The organism is Candidatus Hydrogenedens sp., assembly GCA_035378955.1.
In the GTDB taxonomy this organism is placed as follows: domain Bacteria; phylum Hydrogenedentota; class Hydrogenedentia; order Hydrogenedentales; family Hydrogenedentaceae; genus Hydrogenedens.
In genome coordinates this window covers 1-17,140 of record DAOSUS010000064.1, presented here as the reverse complement: position 1 = coordinate 17,140, position 17,140 = coordinate 1, and the positions used below count along the sequence as shown (strand labels likewise).

The window sequence follows — 17,140 nt, the reverse complement described above, 5'->3', positions numbered from 1 at the left end:
CATGTAATTATTTGCCGGGTAGCCTCCCATATCAAATTTTTGAAGTTCTCAAAGATAGACCTCTGGACTTAAAAGAATTAAAGAGAAAAATTAGAAATGAAGAGGTAGAAAATGAGATTCCTCTTTTACTAAAAGATGGGCTAATAAGAATTATTGTTGAACCAATAAGCATTCAGGAAAAAGTAAAAAAAGAAATAGGGGTGCGATTGAGAAAAGATAAAACGATTACGCAGGAAGATATTTTAATCTGGCAAAAAAAAGCACCTCAACAGGTAAAGACTTACCTTTTTTTATTACACGAAGGGAAAGAATATCCACTTTCAGAGTTAATTCAGAAACAAGGGGTTAGTAGGAATATTGTTTCATCACTCAAACGGAAAGGGTTGGTAGAATTAATACCCAAAAATGTCCTAAGAACTCCCAGAGTATATCAATATACGGAATCCTTTGAGAACCAACAAACAATAATTTTAAATGAAGAGCAACAGTTATGTGTAAAATCTATATCTGATGCAATTCAAAAACGGCAATTTAAGACTTTTTTGCTTTTTGGTGTAACAGGTTCTGGTAAAACAGAAGTATATTTACAGACTATTCAAAAGGCATTGGAATGTGGACTGCAATCCTTACTTTTAGTGCCGGAAATTTCTCTTACTCCCCAAACTATTGCCAGATTATATTCACGATTTAAGGAACAAGTTGCTGTTTTGCATAGTGGTTTAAGTGAGGGTGAAAGATTTGATGAGTGGCGAAGAATAAAAGAAGGAAAAGTAAATGTGGTTGTAGGTGTCCGTTCTGCAATTTTTGCTCCTTTACAGCGCTTAGGGCTTGTTATTGTAGATGAGGAACATGAACATACCTATAAGCAGGGAGAAACTCCTCGATACCATGCACGAGATGTCGCAGTTATGCGTGCCCAGATAAACTCTGCTGTATGTGTCTTGGGGTCAGCAACGCCATCCTTAGAGTCTTTTGTGCATGCTTCATCATCTAAATATCATTTACTACGATTGACACAGAGAGTTGCTTCTGGCTCATTACCTTCTATTCATATTGTTGATTTGAGAAAAGAAACGGATAAATCCTCTGGAGAACCTGTGCTTTCAATGGCATTACGGGAAAAGATAAATGAACGACTTAGTAGAAGAGAACAAACTATTTTATTAATTAACCGCCGTGGTTTTTCGCCTATATCTATGTGTCCATCCTGTGGTTGGATAGTGTCATGTCCCAATTGCAATACAAGTTTGAATTATCACAGATACGATGGAACAGTGCGTTGCCATTATTGCAATTATAAGCAACCCAGACCGGTGCAATGTGGGGAATGTGGTACAACCCCTTTGGTTCTGATAGGCACAGGAACACAGAGAATAGAGGATTTGTTAATACAGCATTTTCCTTCGGCATCCATTGCGAGAATGGATACGGATGTTACTATGTCGAAAAGCAGGGGGTATTCTATTTTAAAAAAATTTGCCGAGCATAAAATAGATATTCTTATTGGAACTCAGATGATTGCTAAAGGACACGACTACCCTAATGTTACACTGGTTGGAGTTTTGAATGCGGATATAGGTTTGTCCATCCCTAATTTCCGTTCTACTGAATTTGTCTTTCAATTACTTATGCAAGTGGCGGGTCGTTCTGGCAGGAGAGAAAGAGGGGGAGAAGTGGTTATACAAACATTTATGCCTGCCCATTATGTAATCAAATCTATCCAAAGTCATAATTATGAGTTATTTGCAGAGTATGAATTGAGGAATCGTAAAATTGTAGGTTATCCGCCATATAATCGTATGATTCAATTCGGATTGGAATCAGAAGATGAAAAAGAAGTAAAGGATATAGTGTATAATCTTGTTCAATATTCCAAAAAGAATCTTAATTTAGAACAGAATAACTGTAATATATTAGGTCCTGCTCCTGCTATCATACGCAAGGTTCAGGGAAGATTTCGTTGGCAATTTGCCTTATTGGGAAAAGCCACGAAAACTATTAACGCCATAGCAAGAGATATTAACAACTATTTCCACACTCAAAAAACAAGTAGTAAACTCTTACTACGAATTGATGTAGACCCTTATGAAATATATTAAAATACTGCTGTATAAAATCAGGAAAGGTGAAGTATGGAAGTTAAAGCGTTTATTTTCGATTTAGATGGAACTTTGATGGATTCTGAAATTATTTGGGTATATGCTGTTCATGAATATCTTTTAGATAAAGGATTTGATGTGAGTTATGACTATGCCGTTGACCTTGTTTATGGCAATTCATGGGAGTATATTTACGAGGAGTTGGAAAAAAAGTATCCCGAGTTAAAGAGTGAAATGCCTAATTTTATAGAAAAAGTATATCCCTATTTTAATAAACATGCGGAAAGAATGCCTTTGGCAATACCTTCATCCATAAAACTGTTAAAAGAACTTTCAACAAATTATATATGTGCCATTGTTTCAGGTTCTTATCGTAAAGATGTTATAGAAGCCATTCACAGGTTAGGTATAGAAAAAAACATATCTTTATTTTTAGGGAAGGAGGATTATTATCCTGGCAAACCTCATCCTGCAGGATATATAAAAGCAAGTGAGATATTGAAGGTAAAACCAGAACAATGTGTTGTTTTTGAAGATTCTACGGTAGGGGTTAATGCCGCAAAATCAGCAGGTATGTTTTGTGTGGCTCTGGCACGACCCGACCGTCCCAAGCAAGATATTTCACTTGCAGATTTTGTTCTTCCTGACTTAGGTCAGTTTTCTCTGGATTTGTTAAAACAAAAATGTGGAGAAAAATGTTCAGCGATGGAATAAACTTAAAGCAAATATGATAAGATTGATAATGACAGTAAGTATTAAACTCAAAATGATAGAAGTGGTTACTGGAAAATAAAATTTTCCTTTCTCCTATTCAAGATTTATATCTCCGGGAAGTTTTCCTAATTTGAAGGGCAGGAAATTAGAGAACCAGATTATTCCTCCGATGAATAGGAATATAAGCCCAAAGGTAAAAAAGTATTTTGCAAGGTTTTCCATTTCCGACCTCCATCAATATGGGTCTAAACACTTTTTATATATCTCAAGCGTTTTTTGAGCGGTCTTTTGCCATGTAAAATTGTTAGTGTAGACGATACCGTTTTGACTTAATTCCTGTCTTTTGGTACTGTCTTCACATAGGTAGTAGATTGCTTCAGCAATATGCTGAATATTATAAGGGTCAACCAACACAGCTTTATCACCAAGTATCTCATGAAGACTACCACAATTAGAAGCAATTACGGGCGTCCCGCAACTCATTGCTTCAAGAGGTGGTAAGCCAAAACCTTCGTAAAAACTTAGATAGATAAAAATATCTGCTCCACTTATAATAACGGATAAATCTTCGTCTGAGATATACCCCAATCTATGAATTCGTTCTTTATACTTTGATTTATTTATGGATTGTTCAATAGTATCTGTTTTCCAGCCTGTTCGTCCGATAATAACGAGGTCATTATCAATTTTATTTGCAATGTTTGACCATGCTTCAATCAGAGATGGAATATTTTTTCGGGGTTCTAATGTGCCAGCATATAAGATATATTTTTGAGGAAGATTATATTTATTCTTAATCGTTTCTATTTGTTCTTTTGTCTGGGGTTTAAAGAAATCATTTATCCCAAGGTATATTACATCAATCTTATCTTTATTAATGCTGTAATGCTTTTGTATTTCTTTTGCAGAAAAAAAGGAATCGGTAATAATCCGATGAGAGAATTTTATTGTTTCCTCAACTCTTTTTTTATAGAACCATTGATAATGGATTGGAAACCAGTGTGGATTTTCTAAAAAAGCGAGGTCATGAACCGTTGTAATATGAGGGACATTCCCTAATTTGTATCCATAAGTTGCGGGATAATGAACAATATCGGGTTGAAATTCTTTGAAATACTTTTTTAAAAGGAAGAATTGAATAAATCTTGTGATATATCTATTATTGGGTAGAGGTAGAATAGATAATTTGTCAGATGATACAGATAAAGGTCTTGAGGAAGGAAGTAATATTTGTAGTTCTTCAGGAATATTGATGAGAGCCTTTATTAGTTCTTCGGTATATCTTCCTGTTCCGCTTAAATTGCCTATCTGAAAACCGTTTAATAAAATGCGTGTCATATTTATCCTAATTCTTTATAAACTTTAAAATGAGATTCAGCCGTTTTTATCCAACTAAAATTTTTAGCCTGCAAAATACTGTTTGATACCATATCATTTAGCATTTTTTTGTCAGATAAAATATTGAGTATTATTTCTGCAAAACTATCTATATCCTGAGGGTTTATTGTAATACCTCTGGTTCCAACAACTTCAGGCAAAGCCCCTTGATTAGAAACGATTGTTGGGCAACCACAAGCCATGGCTTCGAGAGGTGGAATTCCAAAACCTTCATCAAAACTGGGGAATACAAATAAATCCGCAGAGTTGTAAAACCATTTTAACTCAGTATGGTCTTGTATGTAATTTAAATAAACAATTTTATCAGAACATTCTAACTTTTGAATTTTTAATAGAATTTTATCTGCATAAAATCCTTTTTTCCCTATTAGAACAAGTTTATGAGGAATCTGACGATGTATCTTTTCATAGATATTAAGTAACCCTGTTATATTTTTTCTTTCTTCAATAGTGCCAACAAAGAGAATGAAAGGAGGTGATATATGGTAGTGTTTTTCTAAATAATTTTGGGCTTTTTCTTTATCTATTGGGAGAAAAATAGTGTCGTCAAAACCAGGATATGCGACAGATATTTTTTGAGATGAAATACCTAATAACGCCTCTATATCCTTTTTACTTCTTTTTGAACAAGTAATAATATGAGTAGCTCTTTGAGCAGAACTTAAAATAAAGGGTTTGAATAAGTTTATGATTTGAGGACTGACCCATTGAGGATTGGTTAAAAACGATAAATCATAAATGGATAAGACTGTGTTTTTATTTTGGATTGGTGGAAGATAATAGTTTGTAAAATGAAGAATGGAAATATCTTTCAAAAAGTAGTCTATTCGTGGATAATTAAAGTGTTTCCACCATTTATATAATACTCTTGTAGGGATGGGAATATGTCTATTTCTGTGTAATTTTTTTACTATTTCGTGAGAATCTTTTTGAAATTGGTGAAGACCAAAAGAAAACCCATTTATTTGCAAGTCATTGTATTCTGATAATAAATATTTAAGTGTATAATGAACATAATTACCGATACCTGTCTTTTCCCCTCGTAATGGGGTGATGTCAATGGCTACGGATAAATTTTTTAAATCAGATAAGTTATACATAAATGTTTGCTTTTGTAATTTAATATGTTTAAGCGATAAAATATTATAATGTTGGGTGTTTATGCAATTTAAAATGCAATTTCTAAATAAACATTAACCTTAAAAGAAGGAGTATTTCAATGCTTATTGATTTTGGTGGGACAAAAGAAGAAGTGATAACACGAAAAGAATTTCCTATGGCAAAGGCAAGGAAAGTATTAAAGAATGAAGTAATTGCTGTTATCGGGTATGGTGTCCAAGGACCGGCGCAGAGTTTGAATTTGCGTGATAACGGTTTCAATGTAATTATAGGTCAGGATCCAAATTTTAAATCCGATTGGGACCGTGCAGTAAAAGATGGCTGGAAGCCCGGTAAAACTTTATTTGATATAGAAGAAGCTTGTGAAAAAGGAACAATTATTCAATTGTTAGTTTCCGATGCAGCACAAAAAGCCATCTGGCCTAATGTAAAGAAACATTTAAAACCTGGAGACGCATTGTATTTCTCTCATGGTTTTTCTATTGTATATAAGAATTTAACAAAAGTAATTCCACCTGATTATGTAGATGTTATTATGGTCGCTCCGAAAGGTTCAGGTACCTCTGTCCGTAGAAATTTCTTAAGTGGTGCCGGTATTAATTCCAGTTATGCTGTTGCCCAAGATTATACCGGTAGGGCATTGGAACGCTGTTTAGCACTGGGTATTGGCATTGGTTCGGGTTTCTTATTCCCGACAACATTCGAAAATGAAGTATACAGTGATTTGACAGGAGAAAGAGGTGTTTTAATGGGAGCCCTTGCAGGTATTATGGAAGCCCAATATCAGGTGTTGCGTGAGAATGGACATACTCCCAGTGAGGCTTTCAATGAAACAGTAGAAGAACTTACCCAGAGTTTAATTCGTCTCGTTGATGAGAACGGAATGGATTGGATGTATCAGAATTGTTCTGCTACAGCACAACGCGGTGCTTTGGATTGGAAACCTAAATTTAAGAAAGCAACACTTCCTGTGTTCCGTGAGTTATATAAACGCGTGAAGGAAGGGGCGGAAACGAAACGCGTATTAAAATCGCTGGGCAATCCTAATTATAAACAGGAATTGCAAAAAGAACTCGCAGAAATGGCAAATAGTGAAATGTGGCTTGCTGGGAAAGCATGTCGTGAATTAAGACCTAAAGAACCTACAAGTAAGCAGATTAAGTCAAAAGTTGGGACGCAGGGAAGAACCAATTATTAATTTAAATACCTGCGTGTTGATAATTATGTCCGGGAAGTGAAACTTCCCGGACTTTTTTGTAATGATGTTATTATGAAAAAGCCAATTTTTGAAACATATCTTTACAGGGAGCAAGGACCGCCACCGATTTTACAACCTTTGTTAAAAGGTTTAAGTTATTTCCAGAGGTGGGGAATATGGGTTCGTTCAAAGAGAACAGTATATACACCTACGATATATACAGTAAGTTTTGGGGGTATCACAGTTGGAGGGGTTGGAAAAACACCTGCAGTTATAGAACGGGCGGAAAAGGAACAGGAAGATAACAAGAAAAAGGTTTGTGTAATTAGCCGCGGATACAAAGCCGAAAAATTTCAAGGTATTGTTGAAGGTATTTTTCAGGAAGGAAAAGTTTGTATCCGAAAATATAAATCCGAAAAAGATGATATACCACAAAAAGAAACTATATTGTCTTGGAATAAAGCTTATAGAGTGTTAGGGGATGAACTTTCGTTGATATTATATCGTTTGCACGGTATTCATGTAATTAAAGACCCAAACCGTATAAGAGCCGTGAAATGGGCAGAACGACGGGGATTTGATATTGTCATACTTGACGATGCTTATCAATACTTAATGTTAGGGCGCAACGAAAATATATTATTGATAAGTGCCTTAAATCCGTGGGGTAATGGACTTATTTTTCCCGCGGGTATTTTAAGAGAACCCATAAATGCTATGCATAGAGCAACGGAAATATGGATAACACATTGCGACCTGGTACCCAAAGAAGGATTGGAAAAGTTAAAAAATTTTCTGAAAGATATGTTTCCCGAGAAAAAGATGCGATGGATATACTATAAACCGTTATATTGGAAAAAAATAAATTCTTCAAATCAATTTCCTGTGGATTACTTCAGAGGTAAGGATGTAGATGTCTTCTGTGCGATAGGAAGTCCCAATTCCTTTTTGAATATGTTAGAACAACAACAAATTAATATTAAGAATGTCTATATATATCGCGACCATACACCTATACCGAATAAAATATTAAAAGGAGAGCGAGTTATCTTGACTACAGAGAAGAATTTTTTAACTTTGGGAGAAGAACAGGCAGAGGTGTATGCTCTTTGTATTGGACTTTCTGATTATTTATGGGATTGATTTTGTATATTTTTATTTGTTCGTAGATATTGATTAAATCTCTTATTTCAAATTTTCCTATGTCCCACGTCATAGCGTTGGAAGTGCCTAATGCTACACCTAATCTTCCTGTATCTTCAATAGAAAATCCTTTATATAAACCAATTGTAAAGCCGGCAACAAGGGCATCTCCAGACCCTACGGGATTTATTTCTTTGATTTTTGGTGGAATTATATGAATATAGGTATTATCCCAACAGACAAGCGCCCCCTCACGCCCCATAGATAAAACAACACAGGGAATTTTATGCTTTTTGTGTAAGTATTGAATAGCTCCTATTCGCGAATTTATATCCTTCAAGTCGGCATTTAAAAATTTAGTTAATTCCTCTACATTGGGTTTAACCATATAAGGATTGCTTTTGATTCCTTCAGAAAATTCATTTCCATAAGTGTCAAGAATAACTTTTATTCCCTGCTTATTCGCTATCTGAATTAAATCCTGATATAAAAAGGCTACTTTAGGGTCAGGAACGGTTCCAGAAAGAACAACAATCGGTATTTTATAAGAAGATATAACCTTATTAAATGTCTGGATAAAATTATTATATTCCTGTGGGGATATTCGAGGTCCGGGCTCGAAAAAAGCAGTTTGTCTTCCGTTTTCTTCTTCTAAAATGGTAGTGATTGTCCTTGTGGGTATCTCTGTCCATACAGGGAAACATTTCACTTTATCATTTTCTTGTAGCATTTTAACTACTTGCTTACCTGTATAACCGCCAACCCATAATAAAGCCCCTGCCTGAAAGCCAAGTGTAACTAAAACGCGGGCAACATTGTTCCCTTTTCCGCCAGATATTTGTGTATATTTGTTAGAGCGAACTCTATCGCCGGGCTTAAATTTGGAAATAAAGATTGTTTTATCAATGCAAGGATTTGGAGTAACTGTAAGAAACATAGAGCAATTATTTATGTTCTTCGTAATATCGTGTTAAGGCACAACCAGCACATCCAATTACGCCGCTATCTTCACCTAAACCTGCAGGGACAATTTCACATCTTTTTGCCGGAACTTCAAAAGCATTTTTCATAACTGTTTCACGAACGGGATTAAATAAAATATCTCCAGCAGCTATCATTCCTCCGCAAAGAATTACCCTTTCCGGATTTAACATGTTTACGATACTGGCAATTCCCAAACCGAGCCATATTGCAGTTTCATTAAAAACTTCTTTGGCAAGAACATCCCCTTTTTCAACTGCTTGGAAAATCATTTTCCCTGTGATGGCATGAATATTGTTATTGCACATTTCTGTCAGGATTGTTTTTTTACCTTTTTCAATTTCTTCTTGTGCCGTTCGCACCATTCCTGTCACAGAAGCGTATGCTTCCAGACAACCTTTTGACCCACAACCACATAATCTACCCTCTCTCTGAACTTTCAAGTGCCCTAATTCGCCTGCTGTTCCATCAATTCCGCGTAACAGCTTTTTGAAAACAACAATACCACCGCCTACTCCTGTGCCTAAAGTTAGCACTGCAATACAATCACAACCTTGCCCAGCACCTAACCAGTATTCACCGAAACATGCGGCATTGGCATCATTTTCAATATAACAAGGGACATTCAATCGTTTTTTCATTTCATCGGCTAACGGAACATTATGCCAACCGGGAAGATTAGGTGGGCTATACACAATACCTGTTTGCCAATTCATGGGACCCGGTGCACCAATGCCAACGGCTAAAATATCTTGATTGGTTATGCCTTCCTTATTCATTAACTCTTGCACCACATTTGCCATAGCATCCATGATGGCTTTAGGTCCTTCCTGCGTTGGGGTAGGGACACTTGTCTTTACAATAATTTTCTTTTCTTCTGAAACAATGGCGGATTTTATATTTGTGCCACCTAAATCAACACCAACGATATATTTACTCACAGTTTATACCTCCTTTGTTATGTAAATATTCAATGGCTCTGGAAAGTCGTTCCAAAGTTTTTTCTTTTCCTAATAATTCTACAAGTTCAAAAAATCCCGGACCTACGGATTTACCCGTAAGTGCAAGTCGAGTAGGATTTACCAATGCTCCTAATTTCAAATTCAGTTCAGCACAAACTTCCTCAAAAGCCTTTTTTAATGGGTCATGTTCCCATATAGATACCGAGGATAGTTTATTTTGAATATTTTTTAGGTAATTTATGGTGATTTCAGGTGCTTTCCATAGTTTTGCCTCGGCTTCCGGTTCATAGGTGTCAAAATCTTTAAAGAAGAAGTCGGAAAGGAAAACAATGCGGTTCAGAGTAGGCAACTTTTCCTGACAGATTTGAGCAAGTTTGGTCAACCATTCCTTGCTTTTCGAGGATGTATCAAAACCGTGTTTTTCAAGTATAGGGATAAGTCGGTCTCGTAGATTTTCAACGGGTAAATTGCGAATATGCAAGCCATTGAGCCATTCTAACTTTTTACGGTCAAATCGGGCAGACGACTTATTAATTCGTTCGATTGAAAAATGTTCAATGAGGTCAGGTATCGTAAAAAATTCACGATTTTCCTCTTCAGAAGTCCAACCTAAAAGTGCCACATAATTTAAAATGGCTTCAGGTAAATAACCGTCATCGCGCCAGTCTAATACATTGGCACCATGAAGCCTTTTACTGTATTTTCGCCCTTGTTCATCGTGGACCAATGGATGATGAGCATAGTGAGGTAGAGGTGCATCTAAAGCATTAAAAAGCATAATATGACGAGGTGTGTTTGTTAAATGGTCATCGCCGCGGATAACATGAGTTATTTTCATAGTAATATCATCTACAACAACTGCAAGATGAAACACAGGGTCCCCATTGGCACGGAGAATAATAAAATCATCATATTGACTATTTTTAAAAACAACTGTTCCTTGAATAAGGTCATTGACAACTGTTTCACCTTCAGGCACACGGAAACGAATAACATAAGGGGCATTACCTTTCTCACGAATTTGTTCCGGTGTTAAATTTCTACAAAATCCCGGGTAATACAGGTTTCCTGTTTCATCTTTGTACGATTCCAGACTTTCCTTAGAACAGAAACACTTATAGGCTTTACCCTGTTCTAAAAGTTGGTATGCCATTTTTTTATAAAGTTCTTTTCTCTGACTTTGACGATAAGGTCCGTAATTCCCTTTTTCTGGAACATCACCAAAAGGAGGTCCCTCATCCCAATCAATCCCTAACCACTTAAAACCTTCACACATACCTTGAACATACTGTTCATCTGTTCTTTCCGCGTCGGTGTCCTCTAAACGCAAAATGAAGGTTCCATTATTCTTTCGAGCAAAAAGCCAGTTATACAAAGCCGTTTTTGATGTGCCTATATGCAAAAAACCAGATGGAGAAGGTGCTATTCGTGTTCGAACCATAATATTCCTTGTTATAATTCACATGTTATAATTCACAATTTAGTTTTAATGAATAAAGGGATTCTATAATACCATGAATATCTACAATTTTTCACATAGATAAAAATAGCATAAGAACAATCCGTAGCAGGTATTCGTTATTTATTTCCTAATATTTTGTAAAAAGAATAATGTTGAATGATTAAATTAGTGATACTTTTACTTTAACCCGTCTTATTAAATAGAAATTAAGGAGGTTTAAAAAAAATAATGCGCCCCACTGGGAGGCGCTACGCTTGACCATGACGGCTACACGCACGGAGCAGAACTCCTTACTATGTTAAGAGGAGAAATGCTCGCTCTGCTATAATCTAAATTTATTATACCCAAAAAAACTTGATATGTCAAGTGAAATTTGCAATAATAGTAAATTATTGACAAATTTATAAACAACCTGAAAAAGGAGGCATTATTATGTCCGAATTAAATCATTATAGCCCTTATTTATTAGGTCTTGATTTAGGCTCCAATTCAATTGGTTGGGCATTAATTAAACTGGATAATGATGATAATCCCTGTGGAATTGAAAGAGTAGGTGTGCGTGTATTTGAAGCGGGTATGGAAGGGCAATACGAAAGTGGCAAAGAAGAATCACGCAACAAAAAACGGCGCGATGCTCGATTGGTTCGACGACAGATTGAAAGAAGAGCAAGAAGGTATCGAAAGTTAGCCAATGTATTACAGCAAATAAAACTTTTACCCGAAGGAAATATGAACGATAGTTTAGAACGAAAAAATATAATAGATAATTTAGATAAAGAATTACGGAAGATGTATATAAAGGAGGATTTGCCAGAATATGAGAAGAACCGTTTGAATCAGATTTTTTTGTATTATCTGCGTTCTTTGGCAGTCGAACAGAAATTGGAACCTTATGCATTAGGACGAGTTTTGTATCATTTAGGACAACGACGAGGTTTCCTAAGCAATCGGCGAGGGCAGAAAAAAGATGATGAAGAGAAAGGAAAAGTTAAAGAAGGAATTGCAGAGATTCGCAAAGAAATGGCATGTTTAGGAACAAGGACCTTAGGTGAATACTTTGCTAAAATTGACCCGATTGCACAACAAAAGCGAATCCGTGGAAGATGGACTGCTCGGGATATGTATGAGCAGGAATTTTATGCGATATGGGATTACCAAGCTCAATTTTACCCCGATATATTAAATGATGAAAATAAAAAGTCGGTTTTTAAAGCCATTTTCTATCAGCGACCCTTAAAATCTCAAAAAGAAAAAATCGGTTTTTGTCAATTTGAATGTATTGCCCGTGGAGCACAACGCAATCGAAGACGGGCTCCCTGGGTTATACTTAAAGCCCAACGGTTTCGTTTGCTTCAAAGAGTAAACGACCTTGAAATTAAAGAAGATAAGCTTAATAAAAGACCATTGACAGTTGAAGAACGAAGATTGCTGATTGATTATCTTGAGAAAAATGGGGATGCGACTTTTGCACAACTCAGAAAGATTTTAGGTTTGCCGAAAACCGTAAAATTTAATTTGGAAGAAGGTGGGGAGAAGAAAATTCCGGGTAATAGAACAGCAAGTGCTATTCGTGAGGTGATAGGTGAACGATGGGATAATATGAGTACGGAAGAACGCGATAAACTGGTAGAGGACATTTATTCTATCGTGAACAATAAAGCATTAGAGAAAAGATTAATAAAACATTGGAAGTTTAGCGAGGATGAGGCACTTCAAATTTCAGAAATAAAAATTGAGGATAGTTATTGCAATTTATCACGACAGGCAATAGATAAATTCCTTCCCGGGTTGGAAGAAGGTAGACGATATGGAGAATTAGTTAAAGAAATTTATGGAATGGACAATGTGAGAGATGAATTCAAAGTAGACCTATTGCCACCGTTAGAGGAAGCACCTATTGGCGAAATTCGAAATCCAACGGTAACACGAACATTAGCAGAAATGAGGAAAATTGTTAATGAACTTGTAAAACGATACGGGAAACCAAGATTTATTCGAATTGAAAGCGCAAAAGATTTACGAAATACGAAGAAAGAAAGAGAAAAAATATGGAAAAATAATCGTGATTTAGAAGAAGTTCGAAGTAAAATAAGACAGAAACTTATAAATCAAGGAATACCAAATCCTACAAGAAGTGATATAGAAAAATACATGTTAGCGGAAGAATGTAGCTGGGTATGTCCTTACACGGGGCGTTCCATTAGTTTTACCGCTTTATTTGGAAGTGAACCCCAATTTGATATTGAACATATTATTCCTTTGAGTCGTTGTCTGGATGATTCTTTTAAGAACAAAACGCTATGCTATCACGAAGAGAATCGAACAAGGAAACATAATAAAACACCCTTTGAGGCGTATGCTTACGATGAAAATCAGTGGGAACAAATTTTAAGTCGAGTTGAAAAATTTAATTCGCATTTTTCTGAGGAAAAATTACGACGGTTTAAATTGCATGGAAAAGCATTGGAAGATTTTATTGATAAATTTTCCAGTGCTCAATTGAACGATACAAGGTATGCCTCCAGAGAAGCATGCATGTATTGCGGCTTATTGTATGGGAGTGAATATCGCAAGCATATATTTACTATCAGTGGTTCAGTAACTTCGGTTATACGCCGTATGTGGAATTTGAATAGAATTTTAGGCGATGCGGAAAAAAATCGTGATGACCATCGTCAACATGCTATTGATGCCATTGTTATTGCAATAACATCTCCTGCGATGGTAAAACGCATTTCAGAACAGGCTGAAAATATTCCTACTAAAGAAAGAAAAAATAAGAAATGGTGGCGATTTATTGAACCACCATGGCCATCAATGACAGAAGAGGCAGAAGAAAAAGTATTAAGCATTATCGTTTCACATCGCCCTGAACGGAAAGTAAGTGGACGGCTCCATGAAGAAACCAATTACAGTCCACCAAAATTAGATAAAAATGGTGAAACAGTGGTGCATGTAAGAAAATCATTAAGTAATATTTCTAAAGGCGAAATAGATGATATTGTGGACCCGGTCGTAAGAAAAGCAGTTCAGGATAAATTAATAGAATTAGGTGGCGACCCGAAAAAGGCTTTTGCAGACCCTATGAATTATCCACTTATGCCGAATAAAAAAGGTTTGCAAATTCCTATTAAATCCGTTCGCATAAAGAAGAAAGTGCCTGTGTTCCCTGTCGGGGAGAAAGAACGAGTAAGATATGTTACTTCAGATGAAAATCATCATATTGAAATTTTTGAGACAAAAGATAAAAAAGGGAGAACTAAATGGGAAGGCTATGTTGTAAGTATGTATGAAGCCATACAACGAAGAAAAAGAGGGGAAAGCATTCTAATCAAAAAATTAATTAGAGAAGATGGAAGTGTAGATGAAAACGCTAAATTTTTATTTAGCCTTTGTAAAAAAGACATGGTTCAAATGAAAGGATCTGATGGAAAAGAAGGATATTATCTAATAATAGGAATAGGTTTAAGTAATAATAATATAAAAATAAGATTTAAGCCACATTATAAAGCAAAAGTAGAACAATATGAACTAAAAGGCTTGATAAAGGAACCTAATGTATTAAAAGAAACAAATATAAAAAAGGTAGCAATTACACCAATAGGGATAATTCAACCGGCTAATGATTGAACATATAATAGACCTATCCGAAGAAGGTGGTAGGCTCAACATAGATTTAGACCGATTAGCAATAACACAAGGGGAAAAGGAAACCTTTATTCCTCTGGCGGAAATAGCCGTGGTTATTGTTTCAAATCCAGCAGTAAGTTTGACACAACCTGTGTTATCGGGATTGATGAAATATGGTGCAGTTTTTATTACCTGTGATGAAAAGCGAATGCCCATCGGTATGATGTATCCATTAGTTGGTCATCATTTACAAATGGAACGATTACAATATCAAATTGAGTGTTCATTGCCTATACGAAAACGAGCCTGGCAACAGATTATTAAAGCGAAAGTTCAAGCCCAAGGAAGGTTATTGTTAGAATTATACGGTGATGATAAAAGTTTAATTCCATTAGCGGATAGGGTGCAATCGGGCGACCCGGATAATGTGGAAGGATTAGCAAGTAGGAAATATTGGAGCTTTCTTTTCCCTGCGGAGTATGAGTTTCATAGAAATCCTGAAGGAGGTGGAATTAATGCATTGTTAAATTATGGTTATGCTGTATTGCGAGGGATTACAGCAAGAGCCATCGTAAGTGCAGGGTTAAACCCATCTATTGGAATACATCATCACAATCGGTATAATCCCTTTTGTCTGGCGGATGATTTAATGGAACCTTATAGACCTATTGTTGATTTTGCAGTTGTCCAATTTATGAAAGGAAAGGATGCTTATATAGAATTGAATAAAGAAGCCAAGCAGTATTTAATACAGAATTTATTAAAGAGATATAAAATGGATGATGAAGAACGAAATTTGTTTGATATTACTTTCCGAACGGCAGTATCGCTTGCCCAGATGTTTGAAGGAAAAAGAAAAACATTGATATTACCTGAAATTGTGTAAATTATTTATGTTAATTTGTGTCAATAGTGGTAAAAGAGAAGAGCCATGAGTACAAGAATGAAAAACGGATGAGAATATAAATAAACTATGAGCAAAAGAAAAGATAAAAGTAAAACACTTCAAATATCAGGATATAAAGGTATGTGGATGATTGCTATGTTTGATTTGCCTGTGGAAACAACAGAAGATAGGAGACATGCAACACAATTCCGCAATATGTTATTGAGAGAAGGTTATTCGATGTTGCAGTTCTCTGTTTATGGAAGATACTTTCCTAATGAAGAAGTAAGTGAACCTTTTAAAAAACGAATACGCCAAGCAATTCCACCGCGAGGAGAAGTTCGATTACTCTATATTACAGATAAGCAGTTTGAAAAAATGGAAATATTTATGGCGAAGAAAAGAAAAAAAGCAGAAGAACCCCTTACTCAATTACTATTATTTTAAAAATTTTTTTAAAAAAACTCCCATTTTTTACTATGTTTGAAGGACTTATAAATTTTAGATTATAGCAGAGCGAGCATTTCCTTCAAAACATAGCGCACTACGACCCGCAGTATAGCGGTAGTGGATTATAGCAGAGCGAGCATTTCCTTCAAAACATAGCACGACGACGATAGCGGGATTATGTATTGTAATTATAGCAGAGCGAGCATTTCCTTCAAAACATAGCTGTTCTCCGCGCATAATTGATATATCTTCAATTATAGCAGAGCGAGCATTTCCTTCAAAACATAGCTATTCATTCAGCGTCCTTTTAATATGCAACATTATAGCAGAGCGAGCATTTCCTTCAAAACATAGCAAACTTTTTATACCTCCTTCCTTTTTTTGTATTATAGCAGAGCGAGCATTTCCTTCAAAACATAGCAAAAGATTTTGATTATGAAACAACGGATAATTATAGCAGAGCGAGCATTTCCTTCAAAACATAGCGGCAAATCATATAGGGAGACTTTGAGGATTATTATAGCAGAGCGAGCATTTCCTTCAAAACATAGCGAGCTTGATAATCAGTTTCCCCAGCACCCGATTATAGCAGAGCGAGCATTTCCTTCAAAACATAGCATTAAGTCAGGATAAGAAGAATATTTTACATTATAGCAGAGCGAGCATTTCCTTCAAAACATAGCGGAAAAGAGGGAACAGGTGATGACCAAGTTATTATAGCAGAGCGAGCATTTCCTTCAAAACATAGCAAATATCACCTGGATTGACGCAGGCGGAACATTATAGCAGAGCGAGCATTTCCTTCAAAACATAGCCCGCCCCGTATTCACCATCTGGTATCTCCAATTATAGCAGAGCGAGCATTTCCTTCAAAACATAGCACAATTGCTTTGACTGGAAGAGATTCAGTTATTATAGCAGAGCGAGCATTTCCTTCAAAACATAGCTTCCCTGACGCTACTACTATTGCTATTTCTATTATAGCAGAGCGAGCATTTCCTTCAAAACATAGCTGTGAAGGATAAATATAAACCCCAACTCCTATTATAGCAGAGCGAGCATTTCCTTCAAAACATAGCGGCAAATCATATAGGGAGA

Annotated in this window: 12 protein-coding genes, 1 pseudogene and 1 CRISPR repeat array; of the genes and pseudogenes, 7 read left to right on the top strand and 6 right to left on the bottom strand. The window is 35.9% G+C overall.

From position 1 onward, the window contains the following. Window positions 1-2,099, top strand: a 2,099-nt coding sequence (priA, locus tag PLA12_11395; protein ID HOQ33102.1) for a primosomal protein N', incomplete at its 5' end; no start/stop codon positions are given. 33 nt (window positions 2,100-2,132) lie between these two features. Continuing rightward, window positions 2,133-2,813, top strand: a complete 681-nt coding sequence (locus tag PLA12_11390) for an HAD family phosphatase (protein ID HOQ33101.1) — start codon at window positions 2,133-2,135, stop codon at window positions 2,811-2,813. Here the strand turns inward: PLA12_11390 and PLA12_11385 are convergent. From PLA12_11385 to PLA12_11375, 3 genes and pseudogenes are all read right to left on the bottom strand, one after another. Then, window positions 2,799-3,035: pseudogene (locus tag PLA12_11385) on the bottom strand (DUF2905 domain-containing protein). The gene PLA12_11390 and the pseudogene PLA12_11385 overlap by 15 nt on opposite strands. A 12-nt stretch (window positions 3,036-3,047) precedes the next feature. Then, the gene (locus PLA12_11380) at window positions 3,048-4,151 is read right to left on the bottom strand and encodes a glycosyltransferase family 1 protein (protein HOQ33100.1); all 1,104 of its coding nucleotides are present in this window, start codon (window positions 4,149-4,151) and stop codon (window positions 3,048-3,050) included. Window positions 4,152-4,153: 2 nt separating this feature from the next. After that, on the bottom strand, window positions 4,154-5,311 hold the full coding sequence (locus PLA12_11375) for a glycosyltransferase family 1 protein (protein ID HOQ33099.1): 1,158 nt from the start codon (window positions 5,309-5,311) through the stop codon (window positions 4,154-4,156). Between the two features lie 119 nt (window positions 5,312-5,430). Here PLA12_11375 and ilvC point away from each other — a divergent pair, with 119 nt between their 5' ends. Together ilvC and lpxK are read left to right on the top strand one after the other, a co-directional pair. Continuing rightward, window positions 5,431-6,528, top strand: coding sequence for a ketol-acid reductoisomerase (gene ilvC, locus PLA12_11370; GenBank protein ID HOQ33098.1), 1,098 nt, complete (start codon window positions 5,431-5,433; stop codon window positions 6,526-6,528). 72 nt (window positions 6,529-6,600) lie between these two features. Beyond that, window positions 6,601-7,671 (top strand): tetraacyldisaccharide 4'-kinase, encoded by a 1,071-nt coding sequence (gene lpxK / locus PLA12_11365; protein ID HOQ33097.1) that lies wholly within the window; start codon window positions 6,601-6,603, stop codon window positions 7,669-7,671. Here the strand turns inward: lpxK and PLA12_11360 are convergent. From PLA12_11360 to gltX, 3 genes are read right to left on the bottom strand one after another with little or no spacing between them, the layout of a single operon-like run. After that, window positions 7,583-8,608: a 1-phosphofructokinase family hexose kinase gene (locus PLA12_11360; GenBank protein ID HOQ33096.1), complete on the bottom strand. Its 1,026-nt coding sequence runs from the start codon at window positions 8,606-8,608 to the stop codon at window positions 7,583-7,585. The two genes, lpxK and PLA12_11360, sit on opposite strands and share 89 nt — an antisense overlap. 7 nt (window positions 8,609-8,615) lie before the next feature. Continuing rightward, complete coding sequence (locus PLA12_11355; protein ID HOQ33095.1) at window positions 8,616-9,593, bottom strand: ROK family glucokinase; 978 nt, start codon at window positions 9,591-9,593, stop codon at window positions 8,616-8,618. Beyond that, entirely contained in the window at window positions 9,586-11,055 is a 1,470-nt protein-coding gene (gene gltX / locus PLA12_11350; GenBank protein HOQ33094.1) for a glutamate--tRNA ligase, read from the bottom strand. The genes PLA12_11355 and gltX overlap by 8 nt, the downstream gene beginning before the upstream one ends. A gap of 453 nt (window positions 11,056-11,508) precedes the next feature. Here gltX and cas9 point away from each other — a divergent pair, with 453 nt between their 5' ends. The 3 genes from cas9 to cas2 all read left to right on the top strand — a co-directional run bounded on the left by cas9 (window position 11,509) and on the right by cas2 (window position 16,039). Next, window positions 11,509-14,706, top strand: a complete 3,198-nt coding sequence (gene cas9, locus PLA12_11345; GenBank protein HOQ33093.1) for a type II CRISPR RNA-guided endonuclease Cas9 — start codon at window positions 11,509-11,511, stop codon at window positions 14,704-14,706. After that, on the top strand, window positions 14,699-15,592 hold the full coding sequence (gene cas1 / locus PLA12_11340; GenBank protein ID HOQ33092.1) for a type II CRISPR-associated endonuclease Cas1: 894 nt from the start codon (window positions 14,699-14,701) through the stop codon (window positions 15,590-15,592). The genes cas9 and cas1 overlap by 8 nt, the downstream gene beginning before the upstream one ends. A gap of 87 nt (window positions 15,593-15,679) precedes the next feature. After that, window positions 15,680-16,039: a CRISPR-associated endonuclease Cas2 gene (cas2, locus tag PLA12_11335; GenBank protein ID HOQ33091.1), complete on the top strand. Its 360-nt coding sequence runs from the start codon at window positions 15,680-15,682 to the stop codon at window positions 16,037-16,039. 58 nt (window positions 16,040-16,097) lie between these two features. Beyond that, window positions 16,098-17,121: a CRISPR direct-repeat array (repeat unit 36 nt; unit sequence ATTATAGCAGAGCGAGCATTTCCTTCAAAACATAGC). Between the last annotated feature and the right edge of the window lie 19 nt (window positions 17,122-17,140).

Bases quoted from the DNA above. Each gene is read 5' to 3' on its own strand.
- cas9 (HOQ33093.1), top strand. From the start codon at position 11,509: ATGTCCGAATTAAATCATTATAGCCCTTATTTATTAGGTCTTGATTTA.
- PLA12_11360 (HOQ33096.1), bottom strand. From the start codon at position 8,608: ATGTTTCTTACAGTTACTCCAAATCCTTGCATTGATAAAACAATCTTT.
- cas2 (HOQ33091.1), top strand. From the start codon at position 15,680: ATGAGCAAAAGAAAAGATAAAAGTAAAACACTTCAAATATCAGGATAT.
- PLA12_11380 (HOQ33100.1), bottom strand. From the start codon at position 4,151: ATGACACGCATTTTATTAAACGGTTTTCAGATAGGCAATTTAAGCGGA.
- ilvC (HOQ33098.1), top strand. From the start codon at position 5,431: ATGCTTATTGATTTTGGTGGGACAAAAGAAGAAGTGATAACACGAAAA.
- lpxK (HOQ33097.1), top strand. From the start codon at position 6,601: ATGAAAAAGCCAATTTTTGAAACATATCTTTACAGGGAGCAAGGACCG.
- cas1 (HOQ33092.1), top strand. From the start codon at position 14,699: ATGATTGAACATATAATAGACCTATCCGAAGAAGGTGGTAGGCTCAAC.
- PLA12_11375 (HOQ33099.1), bottom strand. From the start codon at position 5,311: ATGTATAACTTATCTGATTTAAAAAATTTATCCGTAGCCATTGACATC.
- PLA12_11390 (HOQ33101.1), top strand. From the start codon at position 2,133: ATGGAAGTTAAAGCGTTTATTTTCGATTTAGATGGAACTTTGATGGAT.
- gltX (HOQ33094.1), bottom strand. From the start codon at position 11,055: ATGGTTCGAACACGAATAGCACCTTCTCCATCTGGTTTTTTGCATATA.